The organism is Mycobacterium sp. DL592 (genome assembly GCF_011694515.1).
Lineage (GTDB): Bacteria > Actinomycetota > Actinomycetes > Mycobacteriales > Mycobacteriaceae > Mycobacterium.
In genome coordinates this window covers 4025110-4049035 of sequence record NZ_CP050192.1, presented here as the reverse complement: position 1 = coordinate 4049035, position 23926 = coordinate 4025110, and the positions used below count along the sequence as shown (strand labels likewise).

Genomic DNA, 23926 nt, shown 5'->3' with positions numbered 1-23926 from the left:
GAAGGAGTCATGAGTCAAATGCTTTTCAGTCATGACACCGAGCTCACATTGCGGGCGGCCTGTGCGTTGATCAACAGCGACCGAGTCGAGGGTGAACAGTTGGTTGACCAGCCTGCGCTGGACGCCTACCTGGGCAGCTGGGGCTGGACCGGGCGGCGTGACCACGACGACGCCGAGCTCGCCTCGGTGCACACCCTGCGCGGGCGGCTGGGCCGGATCTGGGCTACCGCCGACGACGAGGTGCGTGCGGTCGGCCAGATCAACGCACTGCTGTCGGACACCAAGGCCTCGCCGTGGCTGACCCGCCACCCGGAGATGCCCGAGTGGCATCTGCACCTGGCCTCGATCCACGACCCACTGGCTCAGCGAATGGGCGCAGAAATGGCCATGTCACTGGCCGACCTGGTGCGCGCCGGCGAACTGCGGCGGCTGAAGATCTGCGCGGCCTCGGACTGTGACGCGGCGCTGCTCGATCTGTCCCGCAACCGATCGCGGATGTTCTGCGATACCGGCAACTGCGGTAACCGCCAGCATGTCGCCGCCTACCGGGAGCGGCGGTCCAAGGACGGCTAAGGAAGCCAGTATCCTCGGATGCGGTGAAACCGCCCGCGGCCAAGCAGGGTGTTGGCCGCCTCCAGGCCGGACATCACCGCAGCTTCGATGCAGCCTGCGTTCATTCCGCAATCTGTCCAGTCGCCGGCCAGAACCAGGTTGTCGTAACCGCTTTCGTCCGGTCTGAGCCGGTACTTGTCCGAGCCCGGCACGGACTGGACGTAGCGGTCCGACGGATCGATGTTGACGCTGAAGTACTGGGTGGCCAGCGCCTGCTGGCCGACTCGACCGTCGTTGCCCGCCAACAGTTCCCAGTCGAACCCCGCTGCGGTCACCGCGCCGGGCAGGAAGAGGCCGAGGTTGCGGTCGAGGTGGTCGGTCGAGTCGGTGAGCACCTGCTTGGTGTATCGCCGGACGTAGTCGGCACGATCCTCGTCGCTCGGCCACTCGGCGTCGAGACTGCCGCAGAAGTATGCGACTGTGCCGGGCGCGGCGTCGGCCGGCCAGTCCTCGGTCCATAGCGTCTGTGGCATCGAAGCCCACGTCTCGAAAGGCCGCCGGTACGCGCTGATAGTCGACCCGGGATGGTCCCAGCCCAATTCGGGTTCCGTTGGGCGCAGCCAGATCTGGAAAGACTGGGTGGCGACGGTACGGACGTGGGCGACCATCTCACGCCACGCAGCATTGTCGGCGAGTAGTTCGGCGGCGACTACGGGCACCATTCCCACTGATACCGCAAGGACGACGTGGTCGAAATCGGTACCTCGTCGCAGGATCCGGGTGCCGACGTCGTCGTGATCGCCGAAGTGTGACTCGAGGTCCGGACCGGCCTGCGTCGCCAGCTGTTCCGTGCGCGGGGTGGCGGGAAACACGGGCAGGCCTTGGACTGTGACCAGTGGGTCGTACTGTTCGATCCCCTCGGCGAGCCGCACCTGGGTGCCCAAACGAATCGTGTCGACGGCGGTGCGCTGCTGGTCGAGCGTCAGCTCGTCAAGGCGATGGAAGAACTCGAATCTCACTCCGCGACTGCGTAACACCTGGAAGACCGGCGCCATCACAACATCGCCCATGCCGGCGGTCATCTTCCAGAACAGCGCACCCTTGTAGGCGAATAGCACCTGGCCGAGCATGAACACCATCAGTCCTGCCGCGACCGAGGGGTGTTCCGGGTCGCCGTCGACATAACCGAAGACCAGGTCGTACAAGCCGCGCAACATCGCCGACGCCAGCACGTCGGGGTGAGCGCCGTGGCGTACCAGCCACTCACCGAACTCCTCGTCATTGATTGCCCGGAAGCCGTTCGGACGCGTTACTAGATTGTCGGCGACGATCCCGCGGACGCTGGCGACTACCAGGGACAGCAGGGTCCACATTCGTAGTCGCCCCGGCCGTTCGTCGTGGTCGATCCCGCTGCTGATCGCGTTCAGCACGTCATCGAGCAGTGTTCGGGTGGCATCTGCGGGACTACCGGTGTCAGCAATTTCGGTCAGGGTGGCCAGAATCGCTTGTCGCACAGTATCGATGGGTTCGGCATACGTGGGGTTCGGCGGGTCCGGTGAGGTCGACAGGTGCAGTCCCTCGGCGGTGGCGTCGCGAACCGAATCGGCGAACGCCAGCAGCAAGCGCAACGCCCGGTCGACGAACGAGACCACAGTCATGGTCCGACCAGTGCCCGAGGGCTCGCCAGGAAGTTCCTCGTCGCGGGGATGGGTGCCCAGCCAGGTCAGCCACTCGTCGCCGAAGCGGTCCGCCAGTCCGGGATTGTCCGCGGGAACCATGGCCTGCCACCAGTTCTGAATCGGCGCGCCGGGATCTGTTGTCGGGCGGTCTAACTCGGCGTAGCACTCGCGCAGCAAGCTGAAGGCATTCTCGTAGGAGCCGAGCCAGATGTGCAGGCCGTGTTCCTCGATCCTGCCGTGTTCGCCGCGGCTCGATGCCCCTTTGCCGCCGAGTCGCCAGCCGCGCTGGTACACGGTGATGGAGTCGAAGCGGTCCCGCCAGCCCGGTTCGCTGAGCCGCCAGGCGGTGCTCAGGCCGGCCATGCCGCCGCCCAGTATCACGACTTTGCCCGACGGCTGCCTCACTCGACGAGCGTCCGGGCTCGCTCCACCTCGGGCCAGCCGCAATCGGCGGGCAACTGCGCCAGGGCTTCAGCCAGCGCGGTAGCGCCGGCTGTTGCATCGAGGTCGAAAAGGTCTACCGCACAGCGGAGTCCGAACAGTCGCGCGTCCTGGCTGTGGGCCAGGGAAAGGGCCGCGTCGAGATCGGTTCGCCGCGTGTCGACGTCGTCGGATGCCGCGGCGCGGATCCGCAACAGCTCCGCGTCGTAAAAGTGCATGCCGGTCTCGCGTGCCAATGCCAGCGCAACGTCGATCCGCTCTCTCGCGCGCTCACGGTCACCGCTCGCGGTCAGAAGCCGTGCCAGCAACGCGTCATAGAACGTGAGCAAGGCGATCACGCCCAACTGGCGCCACGCTTCGACGTAGGCGCTGATCGTCGCGACGTGGGGCGCCAGCGCCGCCGGATCGTCGCCATGCTCGGCGAGCGCCTGGAAGGCGGTCACGCTTGCATGCTGAGCCATCCCCACGAGCGCCCACGAGTCGAAACCGTGCCGCTCGCCCAGGGCTGCCAACTCGAGGGCGACCTCCCCTGCCCGATCAAGCTGGCCGGCTTCGATGCGGATCAGTACTTCGTTCTGGCGCGTATAGGCAAGGCTGAATGCGCCCTGCGGGAACGGCAGCGTGGCGCAGTGTGCCTCGGCTTTGGCCAAACCTGTTTCGGCGGCGGGGAGGTTGCCGTCGATATAGCCCATCATCGCCACCTGAGTGAACAAGCCGGCGGTCGCGTCGTTCGGCATGAAAAGCTTCGATTCGAGCTCGCGGATCGCCTCCTCGGTGAGGGTGGCTATCGCCACTTCGAGTTTGGCGCGCGTTTGACCGAAGTCACCGCGATACCAGGCCAGCATTCCCAGTGCGAATTCGTTGATCGGCAAGAACTTCCGCCGCGATCCGGTCAGACTTGCTCGGACTGAATTCACCAGCAGGTCAGCACGGTCGAGGTCGGCGCGCATCGTGTAGTACGGGTAGAGCGACATGACGGTTGAGAACACGTCATCGTCCTGGAGATCATCGCTGCACAGTTGCAAACAGGACTCGAAGTCCGCCGCAGCGTTGGCGCTGGAGGCGCCTTCGGCGGCCTGAGCAAGAAGCGCTCGGCGCAGTCGGATCGCGATTTCCATTTGGTCGCGGATGGCACCGGCCGGGTGGCTGGTGGCTTCGGCGAGAGCCGAAGTGAGGTGGATACGGGCTTCGTTGAGCGCGCCGCGCTGCCAGGCGTTCTCCGCCGCCCTGCCGTATGCACCCGCGGAGTCGGCATGCCGGTTCGCGCCCGCATAATGGTGGGCGATCAACGGCCAGTCCGGGTTGCCGGAAGCGGCGGTGGCCACGAGGCTGTCGGCGACCCGGCCATGCAGTTTGCGTCGCAGGGTGGGCGGCGGTAACTCGGTGGCGACCTCACGGAGCAATTCATGCCGGAACCGCCAGCTGTCAGCCGAAAGTGGTTCCAGAACCCGACTTTCGACGAGCTGACCGAGCACTTCGTCAAGTTCCTCTTCGGAGAGGTCGACGGCAGACAGCAGTAGGCTGCGTTCGACGCGGTTGCCGATCAGTGCGGCCGTCTCCACCACCCGTCCAGAGCCCGCGCCTGTCTGGAGTCTGGCGAACAACGCCTCGTAGAGAGTGTCTGGAACGGACGCGGCCGGGGACGGACTGTTCGGCACGTTCCTGAGTTTCGTCACCAATTCTTCGATGAACAGGGGAATCCCGTCGCTGCGCAATCGCACGGCCGCCCTGTCCGCTTCCGAGACCTCGGGGTGAAGTGTTGTGATCAGCAGATCGGATTGCTCGCCGGACAGCGGCTTGAGTGGGAACAAGGTTGCCAATTCGGGCGCGGGTATCGCAACGGGGGTGCGGCTCGTCATGACGACCAGTACATGTCCGCCGAGATTCGACGCCAGCAGCGCCTGTGCCACTTCGGCGGTGTCCTCGTCGAACCAGTGCATATCCTCAGCCAGCACGAGCGCCGGTGCGTCGCGTACGCAGGCTGCGAGGTAGGCAACGACGGCGTCCACAATCATCTGGAACAGTTTGCGGCCCTCGGCCTGCACGGTCTGGTAGCCACCTTCTGGCGCTATGCCCAGAACAGGAGCCAGAAGGGGGACAAACGTCTCGGGGTCCAACCCGACCTTGTCGACCTCCGTTCGCAGGTTCTCGAGACGTTGCGCCGCACTGGATGCCCGGGTGATGCGGCAACGGCGTTCGAGCAGTCGGCGGATCGGGCGCAGGCCGACGTCTTGGTGCAGCGGTGAACCTATCAACTCGATCACGGCGCCGTGCGACCTCTCGGCCAAGCCGACCGCCGACCATGCCAGCCGGCTTTTGCCGATGCCCGCCTCACCTAAGAAGACGACACCGGGAGTCTGCAGCTCGTTGCGCCGAGCCTGCGACCATGCCTCGCGCAGATACGTGACCTCTTCTTCACGGCCGACCAGCGGCCCCAGGGGTGCGGGGCGGACGTCGCGTTCGGCCAGCACGCGGAAGTAGGTGACGGGATCCGAAACACCTTTCACACTGCGGGGGAGCCGTGCCTGGAGCTCGAAGTGATCTCTGATAAGGGGTTCCACCGCTTCCGACACTGCGACGCTGTTCGGTTCGGCGATACTGCAGATTCTGGCGGCCAGATTCGCGGCAAGACCGTAAACGTCGTCCTGCTCGGTGTCCAGATAAACTATGCCGCGGTGGATTCCGACGCGTACGGCGATCGGGAATCCGAACTGGCGCCGCACCCGGTTGCTGAGAGCAACCACACCACTCGTGATCTCCAGGCCGGCCTGCACGGCACGAACGATGTCGTCCTCGTGGGCATAGGGATGACCGAAGAATGCCAGCAGTCCGTCACCTTTGGTCGACCCGACGTGCCCCCCGTACTGGCCGACCATCCGCAGCACCTCTTCGCGGTACCGTCCCACGACGGTGCGGTACACTTCCGGCTCAATTCGGGTGGAGAGTTCGGTCGAGTCCACCAGATCGGCGAACATGATTGTCAGACGCCGTATTTCGCCGGCCTCAGCCGGGGCGGCGAGTAGATCTTCGGCTTCGGCGTTACCGCGCTCGAATTCCAGTATCTGCTCTGCGATCACGTTCGCTTTCGCGCGATCGCCTGCATTGATCGCTTGGCATGCCTGATCGAGCAGCTCGTCGATGCGAGCGGTAGGCGAGCCGTCTGTCATAACTCCGGTGGATCCGAGGTCTCTGGGGCCAGGATCGTTATCGACAACTCACGTATTTTGTGCGGTGGCGCGTCCTGAGTCGCGGTGATGACGCCTTCGTAGGTCGCACTGGGTAGCCCAGCGGTGTTCATGACGATGGTGAACTCGTTGGCGTTGGCGGCCAGCTTCGCCGTTGGCGGATCGAACGCGACGAGCGTGGCATGGTCCTCGCCATCCCACTGGCGGACGAATTCCTTTACCGCCAAGGTGGATTCGTATGGCTTGACATCAGTGGACTTGAGCTTGAACGTTCTCCTGATCACCGGATCCAGGTACGGACCGGGTCCCGCCACCGCGGTCTCGAGGATCTCCGCACCACGGAGCGCACCGATGCTGGTCAGCACAACTGCCGCATCCACCAGCGCCTGCTGCTTGTCTGTGGTGTTCTTGTCGTTCAACTTCTTGGCGGTGTCTTCGGCCACGGTGATGACGTCGCTGATGCCCGTGCCCATGATCGAGGCGATGTTGTCGGCAACCAACAGCACCCGCCGATCCCACTGAACTTGAAGGCCTACCCGGGCGATCGACATTCCTCCCCGGAACATCGCGCGGGCCAGTTGCATTGTCGAACCGATGGCATCGCTGGGGGTGTAGCTCGGGCTCGGCCCGTTGACCTTGTCGAAAGCATCGAAGGCTACCTGGGTGGTTTCGTCGACGGCTTTCTTGGCAGCCTCCGCGAGTCGCTTCGCGATGGCCTCCGGCGTATCCGGCGGTTTTGGAGTGGTCACGGTTTGACGTCCTTTTCCGCGATGACCCACGCCTCGGTGACCTGGTCCTTGAACTTTTCGCCGATGTCGACGGCTACCGCTTGCGCCTCGGACTTGTCGAATCCGTCGATCCACTTCTGGCCGGCGCCCCCGACAACCTGCACCCATCGGTCCAACAGACTCTTGACCAGCGTGTTGGTGTCCTTCACAGAGTCCCGGAAGTTCGGCGGGAAAACAGGCTTCGGACTCATCGTGGGATCCTTACTTCTTCTTGGATGGCTTGAAGGGCGTGAGTTTTCGCGCCAGCTTGGCGCCTTGCGCGACCCGTCGCGCCGTTCCGGCCAGCATCTCGCGGCCGGTGTCCCCCCAGCCCATCAGGCAGGCGAGTGCTGCCGTGGCACATGGGCTGAGGCCGTCGACATGCTCTTTCTTGCTGGTGCGGATGCGGACGCCAGGCAGCTTGCGATTGTTGGTGTCATTCGCCGGCGCAACATGGATGTAGCCGTTGTCGACCTTCACCCAGCTGTCGGTGTCGGCCGGCGGATCCGGGTCGAGGTCGTAGTTGAGAAAGAGGGTGCCATCGGGTCGGCGGCCTTTGAAGAAAATGAGGTCGGTCTGCAGGAAGTACTCCGGGTACTCGGCGCCGATCTTCTCCCGGACCCTGCTCCAGCCCTGAGCGTTGGGGTTCGGAGCATTGATCGTCATGGCGTGAAAGAACTTGCAGCACAAATCCCAATTGAGCGGGTCGAGGATTTTCTCGACATCCGACACGCTCACGTCGGCGTCATAGGAGTCGGTGACGACGGTGCTGCAGTAGATGTCGTCGACCAATTCCAGTGACCCGAAACATGGCTTGGAATCGTTGGCGAAGCGCGGGTTGACGCCGAACCTGGCAGTGAGTTCGCCGGTCACCGTCCCTGTCCAATCCTGGCGGGAGTTGATGCCTGCCATATTGGCGAGCAGGTAGTCAGCCGCTCCGGTTCGCCTGTCCAATCCCGCGCCGGGAGTGAACACGTCGATACCCACGGCCAGCACTTCGCGTAGTTCCCCGAGGACCTCCGGGGGCCCGATGTCGCGGCCGGCGATCTCGTACAGCTTCGCCAACACGAATGCGCCGTAACTTGCGCGGGCCAGCACCGGATCGTAGGACGAGTCGTACGTGTCGTCTGACGGCGAGTCGTCTGGTGGCTCCGCACGGGAGAACGTCTGGACAGCCACGGCCGAAGAGTCGGTGGTGCGGATCAGTCGAGGCGGCGGTGCGGCATTGATCTCCGCGGCGGCCTCAGCCAGCTCAGGGAAGATGTTTCCCTGGTCGGTCCGGTCTGGCGGCCGATGGGATTCGAGGAACTTCTCGAGCTCGCCCGACCACCCGGCTTGGCCAAACCCCGTGCTATTGGGGAGTAGGTGGGCGGCGGTGGCCAAGAGTTGCCTGTCGGCCGCACCGTGGGTGCCTAAGCGCGCGCTGACGACTAACTCGTCGATTGCTCGATAGATCGAGAGTTGGCTGTGCAGTATCGACATGGCCCCCGCCTTCGCCGTGCGGCCTTAGCATACCGGGGAGGTGGCGAACTGGCCGGGGAAACGAATGGGGAGGGTGACGTGAGCGGAACCCGCGATCCCGACGACGCAGCAATGTCGGACGTGCCATGGGCGTTGGTGTTCGATCCGGCAGTCAACGCACGCGCGCTCGGCGAGATCCAAGCACGCGGGTTCCGTGCGGCCGCAGGGTTGGTGGATCGTTTCGTGACCCGGCCTGACCGCGGGGAAGCGCCCGGCCCCCACACGCAACAGCAAACGTCGAAGCCGCCCGACAGTGCCGCCGCGGAAAAGAACCCAGACGTCCAGGCGTTGCTTCAGTCCTGGCGGGCGATTCTTGGCCAACTTGCCGGCTCGGTCGGGAATGCGTCGGCTGCCCAACCGGCCCGGGGTGCGGCGTTCGACTTCGTCAACTCTGCGGCCACCGGGCACCTCGTGCTGACGGTGCGCCCTGCGGCCGTGGTGTCCGGGGAGGTGTGGCTGCATAACAGCGGGCCGGTGGATCGCGGCGAGATCGTGTTGCGGTGCGGCGATCTGCTCTCGCACGCCGGACACGTCATCGGTTCGGACCGGGTGGTCTTCGAACCCGCTCAAATTGCGATGCCCGCCCGGTGCAGTCGGGGCGTACTGGTGCACGTCGAGGTCGGCGCCGACGTCCCCGCCGGCCGCTATCACGCGATGCTCCTCGTGGACGGCCACCCCGATATCTGGCTGCCGATCATGCTCGAGGTGGAGCCGGCGGCGGCGCAATGACGAGCACCGCCGATCGGGAGGATCTTGTGGGGCGCGTCGAAGACCGCCTGCGCGTGATCGCACGGCTCGTGCGCAATTCAATGCTCGACGCTCTTCCCGACGGCGAGCCGCACCAGTGGCTGTACGGGCCGATGCGCGAATACCCCGCACGCCCGGGAAAGGCACTGCGCCCAGCGCTGTGCCTGTCGGCAGGCCGCGCCTTCGGCGCCGACTCTGACGCGCTGCTCGGTGCCTCGGTGGCGATCGAGCTGCTGCACAACACGTTCCTGATCCATGACGACATCGTCGACGGCAGTGAGATTCGTAGAGGACGGCCGACTCTGGCGGCCAGTTACGGTCTCGGTACCGCGCTCAATGCGGGGGACGGCCTGGCCATGGTGGCGGGTCAGGTGTTGCGCAAGGCAACCCGCAGAATCGACCCGCAGATCGCCGACCTGGTGTGGGCCGAATTCGACACGATGGCGATGCGGACGCTGGAGGGGCAGGCGACCGAGATCGGCTGGCAGGCAGACGATGTCGAAGATCTCGGCCCCGAGGACTATCTCGAGCTGATTATGCACAAGACGTGTTGGTACACCACGATCCACCCACTGCGGGTTGGCGCGATCCTCGGATCGGCCGGCGCGGTTGATCTGGCGCCGCTGGTGCGTTTCGGATTTCACTTCGGTGCGGCGTTTCAGATCCGCGACGACCTGCTGAATCTGATCGGTGACGAGCGCACCTACGGCAAGGAGATCCTCGGAGATTTGTACGAGGGGAAGCGGACTTTGACGCTGGTGCATCTGCTGGCCACCGCCGAAGGGGATGACCGGCGAGTGGTCCGCGACTACCTGCGCCTCAGCCGGGGGCAACGCTCAGCGGAGTTGGTGGGCACCGTCCGGGCCCTGATGGACGATTACGGAAGTATCACCTTCACCCGCCAGTACGCCGAGGGCATCCTGCTGGTCGCCGAGGAGTACTTCGCGCAAGCCTTCGCAGGTGCCCGACCCGGGCCCGACCTGGATTTCTTGCAGTCTCTGGTGCCTTACGTCTGGGCGCGCTGGCGCTAGTGCCGGGGGCTGTTGACAGCCGAAATCTGCCGCGCGACAACTGATCTAGGGTGATTCCGTGCGGCGCCCCGGGTCCCTTCGGTTACAGGCCAGCGCCAGCCGGTTTCAGTGGCGCCGACTCGAATACGCGGTCCTGGGCCGGCCAGTGGCGCCCGGGGAGGATCCGGTCCGCGCGCATCGCCGCGCCATGGTGGCCGGATGTGGCCTGGCGCTGGGTGTCGGGGCGGTCATGGCGGCGACGACGATGGTGCGTCCGGTGCCCGGCGACAGCCCCCTGGTGATGTCACGCCAGTCCGGTGCACTGTTCGTCCGGGTGGGTGAACGCCTGCGGCCAGTGACCGACCTCGTCTCCGCCGAGCTGATCCTGGGCGGTCCGGCAGCGCCGAGGGTTGTCGACGACACCGCCCTGCGCGGGATCGTGCGCGGTCCCGTCCTCGGCATCCCCGGAGCACCGCGGGCGGTGGGTGAACTGATCCCGCCGGTCGATCAGCGTTGGGCTGTGTGCGACGGTGCTGAGCGGTCGACGTCGGTCGGTGTCACCGGCTGGGAATCCCTGGCCGACCTCGGGCCCGGCGCCGGTGTCCTGGTGTCCGCGGCACACGGCGATGCGATGACGTATCTGCTCTACGACGGTCGCCGGGCCCGCGTCGATCCCGCCGATCCGGTGACGGCCCGTACGCTGCATCTGGACGGGCACAGGCCACGGCCGGTGTCCTCGACATTGCTCAGCGTCATCCCCGAGGTTCCTGCGATCGGGCCGCCGCGAATCACCGGGGTCGGGCAGCCGTCCGGTGTTGCCGGGTTCGCCGTCGGCAGCGTGGTGCGCACGGTCAGGGCGGGATCAGAGGAGTTCTACGTCGCCCTGCGTGAGGGATTCCAACGGGTCGGCCGCCTGACTGCCGACCTGATCCGCTTCGCTGACCCGGCCGCCACCACCGACATCACCTCCGTATCGCCCGATGTCGTCGCCGGCGCTGCTCTCGTCGACACCTTGCCGGTGGCCACTTACCCCGACGTAGTGCCGACACTGCTCGGCGACGACTCCGTCGGGGTGTGTGCGACGTGGCGCTCCGGCACTGCCGGGATCGCCGTCGGACCCGTCGGCACGGACGGCAGCAGCACCGTCGCGCTGGCCGCCGCAGACGGCGACGGACCGAACGTCGACGCGGTCGCCATCCCGCCGGGACACAGCATCGACGTCACCGCCGGGACATCCGGACGGTATCTTCTCTCCGATACGGGAGTTCTTTTCCCCGTGCGTGATTCGGCGGCGGCAGATGCCCTGGGGCTCGGCCGGGATCCCGCCGCGGTGCCGTGGGCGTTCCTCGCCGCGCTCCCCGCCGGGGCCGAACTCAGCCGAGAATCCGCACTAGCCGGCCGGGACGTCCTCGACGGGGCGGCGCCGTAGCCGTGTCGAGGCGACCGCAAGGCCGATCAGACACAGCGCAGCGCCCGCCACGATGACCCCGCGCGAGGGCGCCGCCTCGGGACTGGTCTGCGCCGGAGCGGGTATCGGGGCGGGCCGGGGGGTCGACGATGCGACGGGCTGGTCGCTCAGCGCAGCCATACCGTCGACGATGCCGTTGCCCACCATGGGATTCCAGTCGCGGGATGGCTTGTGTGCGGTGGATTCGATCCTCGTCATCACCTGCCGCGCCGACAGTCTCGGGAAGCGGGCCCGCACGAGCGCCACCAGACCGCTGACGACCGGGGTGGCGTAGCTGGTTCCCGAGATCGGCGTCGGGCCGGACGGCCCTGCCAGGGTGTCGACGATCCCCGCACCGTCCCGGTCGAGGGATACGACGGCTTCCCCGCGGGCGGCGACGTCGACCCACGGGCCGTTGAGGCTGAACGCCGAGGGGTCGCGTTCGCCGTTGACCGAGGCGACCGTCAGGACGTAGTCGTCGTACCACGCGGGGCTGGCGATCACCGTCGGCTGTTCGCCGGTGTTCTGTGCCGCGCACTGGCCCGGGCCCCCGACGTTGCCGGCGGCGGCAACCACCACCGCGTCCTTGACGTCGACCGCATAGGCCAGCGCCGCACCGAGCACCCTGTCGTCGAACATCCCTTCGGCGCAGGCGACCGAGGAGATGTTGATCACGGACGCTCCCATGTCCGCGGCCGTACGCACGGCCATCGCCAGCGTCGTGACATCGCCGAAGCCGTCGCTCGCCGGATCTGACACCGGCCCGAACATGTTGCTGGACTGCCGGATTGCGATCACGGCCGCTTCCGGCGCCACACCGCTGAACCCGCTGGGGTCGGCGTCATCCGGGCCGGCGGCGATGATTCCGGCGACGATGGTTCCGTGCCCGTCGCAGTCCTGTCTGCCGTCGCCGCTGGACACATAGTCGCCACCGGCGATCACCCTGGGCAGCCTGGGGTGCGGCTGTACTCCGGTGTCGATCACGGCCACCCGCTGACCCGAACCCCGGGTCAGACGCCACATCGATTCCAGGTCGAGATCGTCGAACTGGGTGGCGTGCGGCCGGTGTGCGGTCGCCTCCAGTGGTACCGCGCACGGCTTTCGTTGCACTGTGGGTTCAGGTGGTGCCGGCGGGGCCGGCGGCGGAAGCAGCGAGTCATCGATGGCCGGTGGCGTCACGGCGAATGCCGCCGGGGCGCAGTGCACTGCCACCATCAGCACCGACGCCAGCACGCCGAGAGGTGCGGCTGCGATCCTGTTCACAAGAGTCCACCGATCGCGCTGAAGGCCCCGGCCGCCGCGCATGCGGAGGGCGCCACGGCAGCGCTCACCACGGCGTCGACGACCGTGAGCAGGCGGATTTCCGAGGGGGAGAGGCGGATTGTTGCCGACCGAAGCGCAACTGCGACGATCGCCGCCACAACAGTCAGCCCGCACGGCAGGCCGACCGCCCACGGTGCGCTGACGGCCAGTCGCGCGGCGAATACGGTCGCGGTAACACCGCCGGCAATAAGCAGCACTGAGCGCTGGCGCCGATCGCCATGAATCCGGCTGCGCAACAGCATATTCACCGCTGTCACTCCGATGAAGGCGGCAGCCTCTGCCGGTCGTGCCGCGAACACCGCGCTGAGGATCGCTCCGAGTGTCATCGTCGCCGCGCCGACTGTCACCAACCCGGTGAGGGTCTGGTGCACCTGCGTTGCGCGCACCTCGATATCGTCGCCGCCCGACGAGGGCGACAGGCCGCCGATCACGGTCGCAAGTCTCGGTGACCAGGCCAGCACGCCCGCACCGGTGGTGGCCAGCAGCGGGCCGACCGCAGGCACGGATACCCAGCCGACCACCGCCGTCGCCGAAATCACGGCCGACGACATGCCCACCGCCGCCAACGGTACGAACGCTTCTGCTCCACGATCGAGCACCCGCCAGGCCACCAGGGCGGTGGCGCCCACCGCCGACATCGCCAGCAGGAAACCTGCCAGCCCGGGTGCCGTGAGCAGCGCCGTGAGTGCGGCCAAGGCCACCGCCGCGGCACCCGAGGTCAACGAAAGCCACCGCTGTGGGCGCGCCTTTACGGCCGCGCCGAGTGTGAAAGTGGCTGCAGCACAACCACAGACGATGTGGTCATGACCACCCGCGCGGGCCGCCAGGCAGATCAGTATCGCCACGGTGGTCGCCGACCACACCACGGTGAGGACTGCCCATGTCGAGCCGGGGGCAGGTGGCCGATGGTCGGTACGTTCGGCCACGCGGGCTAGTACGCTGCTCACGTCGATCCCCGGGTAGGGCGCGGGACCGTCAGCCGGGGCCAGGAACAACACGTCGCCGTCCCGGACTCCGCACTGTGCCAGGGGTCTGGTCGAGTCCACGACGGCGCCGTCCGGCCGGATCAGGTGCAGCTCAGCAGCGCTCGGATGCTCGCCCATGGCCTCGGCCAGTGCCGGCAGTAACTCGCTGAGCGCTCTGTCGGCAGGTAGCGCCAGCTCCGCCTCGGTACGCGCGGTCCTGATCGACACGAGGCACACACCGGTGTTCACAGTCATTCCGCGGACGCTAGCCATGCTGCGGCGGCGGTGAACTCCGCTGTCCACAGGTGAATTGCCGCGGTGGCGCCGGCTGCCTACCGTCCGTGCATGCGCACGACGACCATCGAGTTCGGCGGGCATGCACGACTGCGGCCACCGGAGATCCCCGGCGACGACATCGTGATCCCAGCACCGCCGGTCCCCGCCCCGACGGGAGGGCCGGCACGGTTCGCGCCGGCCCTCGTGGTGGGCGTCGTCGCCGGCGCCGGCATGCTCGTCTGGGCTGCGAGGTCGGGCAGGCCGGTCAGTCCGATGATGCTGATGCTGCCCGGTATGGCGCTGATGTCGATGCTGGCGATGCTGTGGCAGAGCGGGCGCGCCCATGGTGGCCTTCGCCTCGACGAGCAGCGGCGCCGCTATCTCGACCACCTCGACGGTCTCGCTGCCCAGCTGCGAGATGCCGCTCAGCGACAACATGTGCGGCTCACCTGGATGCACCCGGCGCCGGCGGCGCTATGGACGCTGATCGGGGGCAGGCGGATGTGGGAGCGCCGCGCCGGGGAGCGCGACTTCGGCCACGTGCGGCTGGGCCTGGGCGCACAACGGTTGTGCCGTCGCATCGCGTTGCCCCCAGTCGCGGCACCTGAGGACCTCGACCCCGTCACTGCGGAGGCCTTCCGGCAGTGTGTCCGCACCCATGCCGTGGTCGACGACGCACCGATCGCCCTTGCGCTGACCGGTGTTTCCGCGCTGGCGCTCGACGGTGACCGGGACGACGCGCGTGCGCTGGCGAGAGCGATGATCTGTCAGCTCGCGGTGTTGCAGCCGCCGAACGCCGTGCTGATCGCCGCGATGGTCGATCCAGGCCGCCGCGACGAGTGGGACTGGCTGAAGTGGTTGCCGCACAACCGCCATCCGGCCTCGGGCACCCCGATGGTCTACGACTGTCATGCCGATCTCGAAGCCCTTGCCGCCGACGCGGTGCGACCCCACCTGATCGTCCTCGTCGACCGGTCGGACGGCCGCTACGCCGCCGGCGGGGAGGCGGTGACGTCCATGGTCGTCGGCACGGCCGCCGACACCGATGCGCTCACGATGCGCCTCGACGCCGGGCGACTCTCGGTGTCCGGCGAGGAGTTCGCCCGAGCCGATGCGCTCAGCGTCGCTGCGGCACGTGACTGCGCCCGCCGTCTGGCGCGCTACCGGGTCAGCCGGGCTGTCGACGCCGCTAGTGATGGCGGTGCCTTGCGGGTGCCGCTGGGCCGCACTCCCGACGGCGCCGCCGTCGACCTCGACATCAAGGAGGCCGCTGAGGGTGGACACGGGCCACATGGGCTGTGCATCGGGGCCACCGGATCGGGCAAGTCCGAACTGTTGCGGACGGTCGTGGTCGGGATGGCCTGCCGGCATTCACCCGACGAGCTCAACCTGGTGCTCGTCGACTTCAAGGGCGGCGCGACCTTCCTCGGGCTCGGCGGCCTCGCCCATGTCGCGGCGATCATCACGAACCTGTCCGAGGACGACCAACTGGTGATGCGCGCCAAGGAAGCGCTCGCCGGCGAAATCCACCGCCGCCAACAGCTGCTGCATCGCGCCGGTAACGCCGTCAACCTCGCCGCCTACCGGCTGGCCCGACACCACGACCCGCAGTTGCCTCTGCTGCCCTCGCTGCTCGTCGTGGTCGACGAGTTCGCCGAACTCCTGCACCGGCAACCGGAATTCGCGGACCTGTTCGCGATGATCGGCCGGGTGGGTCGCTCGCTCGGGGTGCACCTGCTGCTGGCCAGCCAGCGTCTGGACGAGGGCCGGCTGCGCGGTTTGGAGTCGCACCTGTCCTATCGGATCTGCCAAACAGCGACTGTCCCGACCTGAGTGCACAGATCGGCCTCGTTGACCGCCCGTTCGAGCAGCGTCGCGTCCCACTCAGGGTCGACACCGCCGGTGCCGGCGGCCACGTCGCGGTGGTCGGCGCGCCGCAGAGCGGCAAGTCGCAGACCGTCTGCACCCTCGTCACTGCGCTCGCGGCGCACCACGATCCGCGTCGAATCCAGTTCTACTGCTTCGACTTCGGCGGCGGCGCTGTGACCGCGCTGAGCGTCCTGCCGCATGTCGGGTCGGTGGCCGGACGCCACGACCCGGAACTGGTGCGTGCAACGCTCAACCACGTCGAGGCGATCGTTCGATCGCGCGAGGGTGGACACCGCGACGAGTTCGGCGACGTCTACCTCGTCGTCGACGGATGGCTCACCGTCCGCGACGATTTCGGCGAGCTGGAAACGCGCATCACCGCATTGGCCGGGCACAGTCTGTCCTTCGGGGTCCACGTCATCCTGACCGCGGGCCGCTGGGCCGACATCCGTCCAGGCCTCAAGGACCAGATTGGCACCCGGATCGAGCTACGACTCGGTGACCCCCTCGACTCCGAGATGAACCGCAAGCAGGCGGCGCTGGTTCAGCTGGGCAGGCCGGGCCGCGGAATCACCGCCGAGGGCCATCATCTCGTCATCGCCACGTCGACGCCGTCGGATGTGACGGTCCGGGGCGCGTGGACGGCGCCGCCGGTTCGGCTTCTACCCGCCCTCGTCGAATACTCCGCCCTACTCGACGAGACCAACTGCGGCGCCGGTGTCTTGTTGGGCATCGGCGAGCCGGAGCTGACCCCGACGGTACTCGACTTCTGCCGCGACCCCCATCTGCTGATCGTCGGTGACCGGGACTGCGGCAAGACCTCGGCCCTGCGCACCCTGTGCCTCGACATCGTCCGCGGCACAGACGAACAGCAGACCCAGCTGTTCGTCGTGGACTTTCGACGCAGCCTGCTCGGAGTTGTCGACCCAGGGCACCTGTACGGGTATGCCTTCTCCGCCGCTGTACTGGCCGAGACACTTCCGGACCTGCTGGCACTGTTGCGCGGCCGGCTGCCCGCAGCCGACGTGACCGCCGATCAACTGCGGTCTCGATCGTGGTGGAGCGGCCCGGAGATCGTCATCATGATCGACGACCACGAGCTGGTCGGTGCGCTCGCGGGTGACACCCTCGCAGGACTGGTCGACCTGCTGCCACACGCAACCGACATCGGCCTGCACCTCGTCGTCGCCCGGCGCTGCGCGGGCATCGCCCGGGCACTCTATGACCCGCTGCTGGCCCATCTCCGGGACGGGCGCTGCCCCATCCTGCTGATGAGCGGCTCACCGGACGAAGGACCTGTCGCCGGTGCGCACCGCCCGGGACCACAACCGCCAGGTCGCGGCTTGCTCGTGACAAGCGATGGCGCACAGCGTATTCAGGTCGGTTGGTCTCCGCCGTGACCGTGCTGGAGGTCGGCCCCGCGACTGTCCGTCAGCTGCCGCCCCGCGACGGCGCTGCGCTCGATCCGGAGATGGTCGCGTGCGCGCTGGCCGGGATCGACGACACGACGGTCCTGCTCCACGAGCGTCCGGTGGCCGTCGCGGCGTTGTGGCGGCACGTCCTGTCGTCCACCGCCGGCACCCGTCCGGCGAGCCTGACTCTCGTGCACCCCACCTGGTGGCCATCGGGGCGGGTTGCCCGGATCCGGGAGTGGGCGGCTCTGGTGACAGGCGATGTGCAGACGGTGACGCGGTCGGCACTGCTGGGGCGACACCAGGTGGACGCCGTCGAAGTGGTGATCGAGATCGGTGCCGACATGGTGGCGGTATGCCGCGACACCTCCGCGCCCGAGGTGCTTGACGGACCCGCTGACGTGGCCGCCGTCGTCGCCACGGTGGGAGCCATCGGCACCCCGGTGATCGTCGACGCACCAGTTGGCCAGCCGCATTCGCTGGAGCTGGCGTCGTTGATCCTGAAAGAATTGCGGCGCAACAGCATCAGCGCACGCGTGGTTCGCATCGAAGACACTCTCGCGTCGGCCGCACAACAGCCCCGCGGTCCTGTCATCGTGCCCGCCTCGCGGCTACCGGCATGGGCGGCCGCGGCGACGGTGGCCATCGTGATCGGCGCCGTAGGCGTCATTGCCGCGCGTCCTACCGAGCCGGCCACGGCCGATCGGATGGCCACCCTGGTGGAAGGTCGTGTCGTCGTGCGCGTCCCGCCGGACTGGCAGCTGACCCGGATCACCGCAGGGCCGGGGTCGCGCCGGGTGCAGCTCACCTCCCCGGTGAATCCCGCCGACGCGCTGCACATCACCCAGTCCTACGATCCGGAACAGACCTATGACGCCGTCGCGCGATCGGTGGAGCACGCGATGAGCCGTGAGTCACCCGGAGTTTTCGTCGACTTCGACCCCGACGGCCGCACAGCCGACCGTCGGGTGGTGAGCTACCGCGAAGCCCGCATCGGGCGTGAGGTCCGCTGGTTCGTCGTTCTCGACGGCTCCACCCGGATCAGCATCGGATGCCAGAGCGCTGTCGGCCGACCCGAGACGGTCGACTCAGTCTGCGAGGCAGCGGTGGGCTCGGCGCGTGAGATCGGTGGAACCGAATGACGCCAGTGTGCGTCGAATCCATTGTGAGCACAAACAACTCGACAGGTCACTCCCATGACGACACTCAACACTGACTTCGAGGTGATGCGTGCGGCCGCATCTGCCACCGACGCCCGCCATGAGGAGATCCGCGCCCTGTTGCATGGATTCATCGCCCGGATGGAGTCGGTGCCGCAGTCGGTATGGGGAGGTCTCGCCGCTGCCAGGTTCAGAGAGGTTGTCGCGCAATGGAACACAGAGTCCAACCGGCTGACCGGTGCGCTGGCCGCCATCGCCGAGACCATTCGCCACAACGAGCAGACGCTGCGAGAGGCGGCACATCTGCATGCCGCGCGGATCGCCGACGTCGCCGGGCAACAGTAGAAGGAGCAGCTGCCGTGGACCCCATCCTGTCGTATGACTTCGCCCAGATCGAAGCCACCGTGCTCGCCGACATCCAGCAGACCTCTACGCGCCTGGGTGCTGCCCTCGACGATCTGAGCCGTCAGATCGCGCCGCTGCAGCAGGTGTGGACCCGCGACGCGGCGACGGCCTACCAGTCGGAGCAGGCCCGCTGGCAGCACGCCGTAGCCGCCCTGCACGACATTCTGATTCGGCTGGGCAACGCGGTACGCGACGGTGCCACCGACGTTGCCGAAGCTGACCGGCGCGCCGCCCGGCTGTGGGGTTGATGCCGGGGTGCGAACTCTGTGTGGCCTCGACGGAGGAGAGCCGTCGGGGCCACACAGTCACCCTTGTGCAGGGGTGAGGACAGTCCACAAGTGGCTGATGCGCCCGTCTGAGATCAGGGCAGCATCGAACCCGCTCATCGGTGTCTGGCCGCTCCCGGGATCCACCAGCCGCCAAGCCAGATAACCGAAGCCCTCCAGCGCGTGAACCGGACCGACCGCCTCGAACTGCAGACCGCCCAGACCGTTCTGCAGCCCCACACATTTGGCTTCCAGAGCAGCGAGGCCCGTCGTGGTGCCCTCCGCATCGGTCCACCGAACGTCGGCCGCATAGGTCTGCGCCGCTGCCGCGTGCCGTTTGCCGTCTTCGCGCTCGTTGAACACCGCGAGCAAGTTGTCGTGCATCAGTTTTTCTACTGCAGCAGCCATCTGGCCTTCGCTTCCGTCATCGGTCATTGGTCGTTGGTCGTTGGTCGTTGGTCTCGCCGCAACTGTTGGGTGAGCACACTGCGCGGCGCAGTTTTGTAACATGTCAGATAAAATGGTTCGACGATGACGGTATCAGGTGGAAGCTCCGTCCATAATCCCGGCGACGCCGCGGAAGTTCCCGTCCGGCAGGCCGTTTAGACTATCGACAGGAGTGAACCATGACGTACTCGATCATCGGCACCGGCAATATCGGCCAAGCCTTGGCCCGGCAATTCGCCCGGAGCGGCCTAGATGTCGACATGGCGACGGCCAAGGGAGTCTCGGCGGTCGCGCCCCTGGTGGAGCAGATCGGATCGGTGATCACACCAGTCGATGTCGGCGAAGCGCTGAGCGCTGAGATCGTCGTGCTGGCGGTGCCCTTCGATGCGGTTCGCGGACTCGTGCAGCAGGTTGCCGACTGGCGCGGGCGCATCATCGTCGATGCCACCAACGCGATCGACTACACCACCTTCGGCCCGGCCGATCTGGGCGGTCGGGCATCCGCGGATGTGGTCGAGGGGTGGGCGACCAATGCCCGCGTCGTCAAGGCGTTCGGCAGCACCTGGGCCAAAGTGCTGGCACGAGAACCGGGTGATGGCCGCGGCGGGCGCCGGGTGGTCTTCCTCTCCGGCAACGACCCCGACGCCCGCGGCGAGATTGCGGTGCTGATCGGACGACTGGGCTTCGCGCCGATTGACCTGGGGCGCAACGACGAGGGCGGCCTGCTGCAACAGTTCGGCGGACCGTTGACGACACATAGTTTCATCTCGCAGCCGATCGCCGGTGACAGCCCGGCCGACATGGATCTGGCCGAGGGCAGCTGAGCACGCCCGGCGCGCGCTCAGGTCTTGCGTACCGTTCGGCGCCGCGCCTGCGCCGGCCATGCCCGTAGCGCGACGTCGGCCGCGGCGCGGAGGGTCCCGGCGTCCGCCCCGTCGCGGGCCAGTGAGGACATCCCGCGTAAGACGATGTCGATGAAGTCGGCCAGTGCCTCGACATCGGCATCGTCAGACAGGTCACCGTTGCCGACCGCCTGCACCAATCGGTCGCGGATTGCCTGCCGGCCCAGGAGACGTTCGTCCCGCAGCACGGGGTCGGAGATGACGAAGCAGCCGGGGGGATGCTCGGCGCTCCCGTACTCACGAGCGGCGATGTCGAGGATGCGGGCGAAGACGTCACGGGCGCGGCGCTCGCTGAGTGCCGGCGGGATGACGCGCGATGGGGCGCTGGTGTATTCCGCGACCGCCTCGTCGTACAGCTTCTTTTTGTCTCCGAAGGTGTTGTACAGACTCGGTGCCGAGATGCCCATCACGTCGGTGAGGTGTCGAACCGTCGTGCGCTCGTAGCCCTTCTCCCAGAAGAGGTGCAAGGCCCTGACCAACGCTTGAGATCGATCGAACTCCGGCGGTCGTGCCATCGACCCAGTCTAAGGTTCAGGACTTGCAGCTCCCGATATGGCGTATGGTGACCGCACGCGCCCGGCCGGGACGGCTGCGCGAGGAGTGTGATCGCCGATGGGCACATCCAGAATATCCAGCGGGGGGTCGGCCGCTCGGCCCTCTGCGGTGCTGCGTGCGGTCCACGAACTGTTCGTCACCGGGGAGGTCGACGGCTCCTATCTCGAATCCAGCCTGCGCCCGATCGTCGCCAAGAGTTGGCAGCGAAGCCTCGCCAAAGGAGTCGACCCCGACCTCGCTGCCCGGCCCTCCCCGGTGGGGGAGGAACTGGCCCGCTTGCGCGACTCCCACCCGCTGGCGCCGACCCTGCCGGTGATCCGCCGACTGCTCGTCGAGGACGCCGCTGGATCAGGAGTGGTGGTCGCCGTGACCGCGGCCGACGGGACCTTGTTGTGGGTCGAAGGTGACCGCACCGCCTGCCGCCGGGCAGAGGCGATGAACTTCGTGCCGGGCGCGGACTGGAGTGAACGCGGGGCAGGCACCAACGCGCCCGGGACCGCGCTTGCCCTCGACGCCGAACTTCAGATCCGCGGCTCCGAACACTTTGCCCGGATGGTCCAGCCGTGGAACTGCACCGCGGTCCCGGTGCACGACCCCGACACCGGCGCCCAGATCGGGGCGATCGACCTCACCGGTGGGCCGCGGGTGGCCACACCGCAGGCGCTGGCCCTGGTGCGCGCCACCGTCGTCGCCGTCGAGAACCACCTCGCACTGCTCCGGCTGACCGGCGCCCCGCAGCCGAGCACTCCCAGACCGCCACGCCTGGCCGTGCTCGGATGGGACCGTCCGCGATGGACGGTCACCGACGAGGTCGGCCACCTGCGCTCGACCACTCTCACCGGCCGGCATGCCGACATCCTGGTGCTGCTCAGCCGGCACCCCGAAGGTCTGTCCGCCGATCACCTCGCGATGCTGCTCGACGACAAGGACCTCGATGTGGTGACGGTACGCGCCGAGGTGTCGCGCCTGCGCAAGGTCGTCGGGGCCGACGTCATCGAGTCGCGGCCCTACCGGCTGCTGGTGCCGATCGCCACCGACATCGACGAAGTGCACGACGCCATCGAGGTCGGCGAGGTGAGTGTGGCGCTGGACCGTTACCCCGGACCGCTTCTGCCGCAATCGATGTCGCCCGCCGTCGCGCGGTTGCGCCACGAGCTGACGATGACGCTGCGGGCAGCGGTGCTGGCCTGCGCCGACCCTGCCGTCCTGCGCCGCTGGCTGGACAGCCCCGACGGCCGCGACGACCGGGACGGGTGGCGCGTCCTGCACGACGGTGCCCTGCCCGGTTCGGTGCAACAGTCGCAAGCCCGCGGCCGCCTGGCAGGCCTCGATCTCGACCTGAGCTGACGCGCAGGTTCACGTTGCACGTTGCGTGCAACCGTGCTGCAACCCCGTACTGCCTACGTTGAGTGACGACCGACACATTTCGTCGTCCGAACAGGCAGGAGAGTTCCATGACCGTGTACGCGAGGCCCGGTGCCGAAGGTTCCGTGATGTCCTTCCAGTCGCGCTACGAGAACTTCATCGGCGGGCAGTGGGTGCCGCCGGTGGGTGGGCAGTATTTCGAGAACCGCACGCCCGTAACCGGTGAGGTGTTCTGCGAGGTGGCCCGCTCCACCGACGCCGATATCGAGCTGGCGCTGGACGCCGCGCACGCCGCGGCCCCGGCCTGGGGCAAGACCTCACCCGCCGAGCGGGCGCTGATCCTGAACAAGATCGCCGACCGCATCGAGGCGAACCTGGAGTCGATCGCGCTGGCTGAGTCGTGGGACAACGGCAAGCCGATCCGCGAGACCCTCAACGCCGACATTCCCCTGGCTGTCGACCACTTCCGCTACTACGCCGGTGCCATCCGCGCCCAGGAAGGGTCGCTGTCGCAGATCGACGAGGACACCGTGGCGTATCACTTCCACGAGCCCCTCGGTGTGGTCGGGCAGATCATCCCGTGGAATTTCCCGATCCTGATGGCGGTATGGAAGCTCGCACCAGCGTTGGCTGCCGGTAATGCGGTGGTGCTCAAGCCGGCTGAGCAGACCCCGGCCTCGGTGCTGTATCTGGTGTCGTTGATCGCCGACCTGTTGCCGGCCGGGGTGATCAACGTGGTCAACGGGTTTGGGGTCGAAGCCGGCAAGCCGCTGGCCTCGAGCAACCGGATCGCCAAGATCGCGTTCACCGGGGAGACCACCACGGGCCGGTTGATCATGCAGTACGCCTCCCAGAACCTGATCCCCGTGACCCTCGAACTCGGCGGCAAGAGCCCCAACATCTTCTTCTCCGACGTCCTCGCCGCCAACGACGAGTACCAGGACAAGGCGCTGGAGGGCTTCACCATGTTCGCCCTCAACCAGGGCGAAGTCTGCACCTGCCCGTCACGCAGCCTGATTCAGGCCGATATCTACGACGAGTTCCTGGCGATGGCGGCGATTCGCACCAAGGCGGTGCGCCAGGGCGACCCGCTGGACACCGAAACCATGATCGGGGCGCAGGCCTCCAACGATCAGCTCGAGAAGATCCTGTCCTACATCGAGATCGGCAAAAGCGAAGGCGCCCAGGTGCTTACCGGCGGTGAACGCGCCGAACTCGGCGGCGACCTCAACGGCGGCTACTACGTCCAGCCGACGATCTTCACCGGGCATAACGCCATGCGGATCTTCCAAGAGGAGATCTTCGGACCCGTCGTGGCCGTCACGTCGTTCACCGACTACGACGACGCCATCAACATCGCCAACGACACCCTCTACGGCTTGGGTGCGGGGGTGTGGAGCCGTGACGGCAACACCGCCTACCGCGCCGGACGCGATATCAAAGCCGGCCGGGTGTGGACCAACTGCTACCACCAGTACCCGGCGCACGCCGCCTTCGGCGGCTACAAGCAGTCCGGTATCGGCCGCGAGAACCATCTCATGATGCTCGACCACTACCAGCAGACCAAGAACCTGCTCGTCTCCTACAGCAACAAGGCCCAGGGCTTCTTCTGAAGTCCCACCGAAAACGAAC

Annotated in this window: 21 protein-coding genes; 12 read left to right on the top strand and 9 right to left on the bottom strand. The window is 67.2% G+C overall.

Going from position 1 to position 23926, the window contains the following annotated elements:
• The first annotated feature begins 18 nt into the window (after positions 1–18).
• Positions 19–573: a CGNR zinc finger domain-containing protein gene (locus HBE64_RS19445; RefSeq protein ID WP_167105834.1), complete on the top strand. Its 555-nt coding sequence runs from the start codon at positions 19–21 to the stop codon at positions 571–573.
• Here HBE64_RS19445 and HBE64_RS19440 read toward each other — a convergent pair.
• The 5 genes from HBE64_RS19440 to HBE64_RS19420 are packed head-to-tail and all read right to left on the bottom strand — an operon-like array spanning position 570 to position 8106.
• Positions 570–2636 carry an FAD-dependent oxidoreductase gene (locus HBE64_RS19440; RefSeq protein WP_243841386.1) on the bottom strand — a complete coding sequence of 689 codons (2067 nt, stop codon included), beginning with the start codon at positions 2634–2636 and terminating at the stop codon, positions 570–572. The genes HBE64_RS19445 and HBE64_RS19440 overlap by 4 nt on opposite strands.
• The gene (locus HBE64_RS19435; protein ID WP_167105831.1) at positions 2633–5839 is read right to left on the bottom strand and encodes an adenylate/guanylate cyclase domain-containing protein; all 3207 of its coding nucleotides are present in this window, start codon (positions 5837–5839) and stop codon (positions 2633–2635) included. Before HBE64_RS19435 ends, HBE64_RS19440 begins: the two co-directional genes overlap by 4 nt.
• Positions 5836–6606 (bottom strand): hypothetical protein, encoded by a 771-nt coding sequence (locus tag HBE64_RS19430; RefSeq protein ID WP_167105828.1) that lies wholly within the window; start codon positions 6604–6606, stop codon positions 5836–5838. Before HBE64_RS19430 ends, HBE64_RS19435 begins: the two co-directional genes overlap by 4 nt.
• A complete protein-coding gene (locus tag HBE64_RS19425; protein WP_167105825.1) occupies positions 6603–6836 on the bottom strand; it encodes a hypothetical protein in 234 nt (77 codons plus the stop codon). The genes HBE64_RS19430 and HBE64_RS19425 overlap by 4 nt, the downstream gene beginning before the upstream one ends.
• A 10-nt stretch (positions 6837–6846) precedes the next feature.
• Positions 6847–8106 (bottom strand): hypothetical protein, encoded by a 1260-nt coding sequence (locus HBE64_RS19420; RefSeq protein ID WP_167105823.1) that lies wholly within the window; start codon positions 8104–8106, stop codon positions 6847–6849.
• 78 nt (positions 8107–8184) lie between these two features.
• Here HBE64_RS19420 and HBE64_RS19415 point away from each other — a divergent pair, with 78 nt between their 5' ends.
• Genes HBE64_RS19415 through eccB form a run of 3 tightly spaced genes read left to right on the top strand, consistent with a single transcriptional unit; the run spans position 8185 to position 11331 of the window.
• The gene (locus HBE64_RS19415; protein ID WP_167105821.1) at positions 8185–8874 is read left to right on the top strand and encodes a hypothetical protein; all 690 of its coding nucleotides are present in this window, start codon (positions 8185–8187) and stop codon (positions 8872–8874) included.
• Entirely contained in the window at positions 8871–9923 is a 1053-nt protein-coding gene (locus HBE64_RS19410) for a polyprenyl synthetase family protein (protein WP_167105819.1), read from the top strand. The genes HBE64_RS19415 and HBE64_RS19410 overlap by 4 nt, the downstream gene beginning before the upstream one ends.
• Positions 9924–9981: 58 nt before the next feature.
• On the top strand, positions 9982–11331 hold the full coding sequence (gene eccB, locus HBE64_RS19405; protein ID WP_167105817.1) for a type VII secretion protein EccB: 1350 nt from the start codon (positions 9982–9984) through the stop codon (positions 11329–11331).
• On the opposite strand, the gene mycP is transcribed toward eccB, so the two are convergent.
• Positions 11293–12564, bottom strand: coding sequence for a type VII secretion-associated serine protease mycosin (gene mycP, locus HBE64_RS19400; protein WP_243841693.1), 1272 nt, complete (start codon positions 12562–12564; stop codon positions 11293–11295). The two genes, eccB and mycP, sit on opposite strands and share 39 nt — an antisense overlap.
• A gap of 44 nt (positions 12565–12608) precedes the next feature.
• A complete protein-coding gene (gene eccD / locus HBE64_RS19395; RefSeq protein ID WP_167105813.1) occupies positions 12609–13892 on the bottom strand; it encodes a type VII secretion integral membrane protein EccD in 1284 nt (427 codons plus the stop codon).
• A 90-nt stretch (positions 13893–13982) separates the two neighbouring features.
• Between eccD and HBE64_RS24800 the strand changes: the two genes are divergently transcribed.
• From HBE64_RS24800 to HBE64_RS19375, 5 genes are read left to right on the top strand one after another with little or no spacing between them, the layout of a single operon-like run.
• On the top strand, positions 13983–15746 hold the full coding sequence (locus tag HBE64_RS24800) for an FtsK/SpoIIIE domain-containing protein (RefSeq protein ID WP_243841385.1): 1764 nt from the start codon (positions 13983–13985) through the stop codon (positions 15744–15746).
• Positions 15719–17182 carry a type VII secretion protein EccCb gene (gene eccCb / locus HBE64_RS24795; protein WP_371744204.1) on the top strand — a complete coding sequence of 488 codons (1464 nt, stop codon included), beginning with the start codon at positions 15719–15721 and terminating at the stop codon, positions 17180–17182. The genes HBE64_RS24800 and eccCb overlap by 28 nt, the downstream gene beginning before the upstream one ends.
• Positions 17179–18336, top strand: a complete 1158-nt coding sequence (locus tag HBE64_RS19385) for a type VII secretion-associated protein (protein ID WP_167105811.1) — start codon at positions 17179–17181, stop codon at positions 18334–18336. Before eccCb ends, HBE64_RS19385 begins: the two co-directional genes overlap by 4 nt.
• A 54-nt stretch (positions 18337–18390) precedes the next feature.
• Positions 18391–18699: a WXG100 family type VII secretion target gene (locus HBE64_RS19380; RefSeq protein ID WP_167105809.1), complete on the top strand. Its 309-nt coding sequence runs from the start codon at positions 18391–18393 to the stop codon at positions 18697–18699.
• Between the two features lie 14 nt (positions 18700–18713).
• Positions 18714–19007 (top strand): WXG100 family type VII secretion target, encoded by a 294-nt coding sequence (locus tag HBE64_RS19375; protein ID WP_167105806.1) that lies wholly within the window; start codon positions 18714–18716, stop codon positions 19005–19007.
• Between the two features lie 57 nt (positions 19008–19064).
• Here the strand turns inward: HBE64_RS19375 and HBE64_RS19370 are convergent, their stop codons facing one another.
• Positions 19065–19460 carry a nuclear transport factor 2 family protein gene (locus HBE64_RS19370; RefSeq protein ID WP_243841384.1) on the bottom strand — a complete coding sequence of 132 codons (396 nt, stop codon included), beginning with the start codon at positions 19458–19460 and terminating at the stop codon, positions 19065–19067.
• A gap of 191 nt (positions 19461–19651) precedes the next feature.
• On the opposite strand from HBE64_RS19370, the gene HBE64_RS19365 reads away from it, so the two are divergent.
• Positions 19652–20296: an NADPH-dependent F420 reductase gene (locus HBE64_RS19365; protein ID WP_167105803.1), complete on the top strand. Its 645-nt coding sequence runs from the start codon at positions 19652–19654 to the stop codon at positions 20294–20296.
• Positions 20297–20313: 17 nt separating this feature from the next.
• Here HBE64_RS19365 and HBE64_RS19360 read toward each other — a convergent pair whose 3' ends face one another.
• Positions 20314–20889 carry a TetR/AcrR family transcriptional regulator gene (locus tag HBE64_RS19360; RefSeq protein WP_167105800.1) on the bottom strand — a complete coding sequence of 192 codons (576 nt, stop codon included), beginning with the start codon at positions 20887–20889 and terminating at the stop codon, positions 20314–20316.
• 97 nt (positions 20890–20986) lie between these two features.
• Between HBE64_RS19360 and HBE64_RS19355 the strand changes: the two genes are divergently transcribed.
• Both HBE64_RS19355 and adh read left to right on the top strand, forming a co-directional pair.
• On the top strand, positions 20987–22276 hold the full coding sequence (locus tag HBE64_RS19355; protein ID WP_167105797.1) for a helix-turn-helix domain-containing protein: 1290 nt from the start codon (positions 20987–20989) through the stop codon (positions 22274–22276).
• Between the two features lie 107 nt (positions 22277–22383).
• Entirely contained in the window at positions 22384–23907 is a 1524-nt protein-coding gene (gene adh / locus HBE64_RS19350; RefSeq protein WP_167105794.1) for an aldehyde dehydrogenase, read from the top strand.
• The last annotated feature ends 19 nt before the right edge of the window (positions 23908–23926 follow it).

Coding starts and splice junctions, on each gene's coding strand:
- HBE64_RS19445 (WP_167105834.1), top strand. CDS start 19: ATGCTTTTCAGTCATGACACCGAGCTCACATTGCGGGCGGCCTGTGCG.
- HBE64_RS19435 (WP_167105831.1), bottom strand. CDS start 5,839: ATGACAGACGGCTCGCCTACCGCTCGCATCGACGAGCTGCTCGATCAG.
- HBE64_RS19425 (WP_167105825.1), bottom strand. CDS start 6,836: ATGAGTCCGAAGCCTGTTTTCCCGCCGAACTTCCGGGACTCTGTGAAG.
- HBE64_RS19420 (WP_167105823.1), bottom strand. CDS start 8,106: ATGTCGATACTGCACAGCCAACTCTCGATCTATCGAGCAATCGACGAG.
- HBE64_RS19410 (WP_167105819.1), top strand. CDS start 8,871: ATGACGAGCACCGCCGATCGGGAGGATCTTGTGGGGCGCGTCGAAGAC.
- mycP (WP_243841693.1), bottom strand. CDS start 12,564: ATGGTGGCAGTGCACTGCGCCCCGGCGGCATTCGCCGTGACGCCACCG.
- eccD (WP_167105813.1), bottom strand. CDS start 13,892: ATGACTGTGAACACCGGTGTGTGCCTCGTGTCGATCAGGACCGCGCGT.
- HBE64_RS24800 (WP_243841385.1), top strand. CDS start 13,983: ATGCGCACGACGACCATCGAGTTCGGCGGGCATGCACGACTGCGGCCA.
- HBE64_RS19380 (WP_167105809.1), top strand. CDS start 18,391: ATGACGACACTCAACACTGACTTCGAGGTGATGCGTGCGGCCGCATCT.
- HBE64_RS19370 (WP_243841384.1), bottom strand. CDS start 19,460: ATGACCGATGACGGAAGCGAAGGCCAGATGGCTGCTGCAGTAGAAAAA.
- HBE64_RS19365 (WP_167105803.1), top strand. CDS start 19,652: ATGACGTACTCGATCATCGGCACCGGCAATATCGGCCAAGCCTTGGCC.
- HBE64_RS19360 (WP_167105800.1), bottom strand. CDS start 20,889: ATGGCACGACCGCCGGAGTTCGATCGATCTCAAGCGTTGGTCAGGGCC.
- HBE64_RS19355 (WP_167105797.1), top strand. CDS start 20,987: ATGGGCACATCCAGAATATCCAGCGGGGGGTCGGCCGCTCGGCCCTCT.
- adh (WP_167105794.1), top strand. CDS start 22,384: ATGACCGTGTACGCGAGGCCCGGTGCCGAAGGTTCCGTGATGTCCTTC.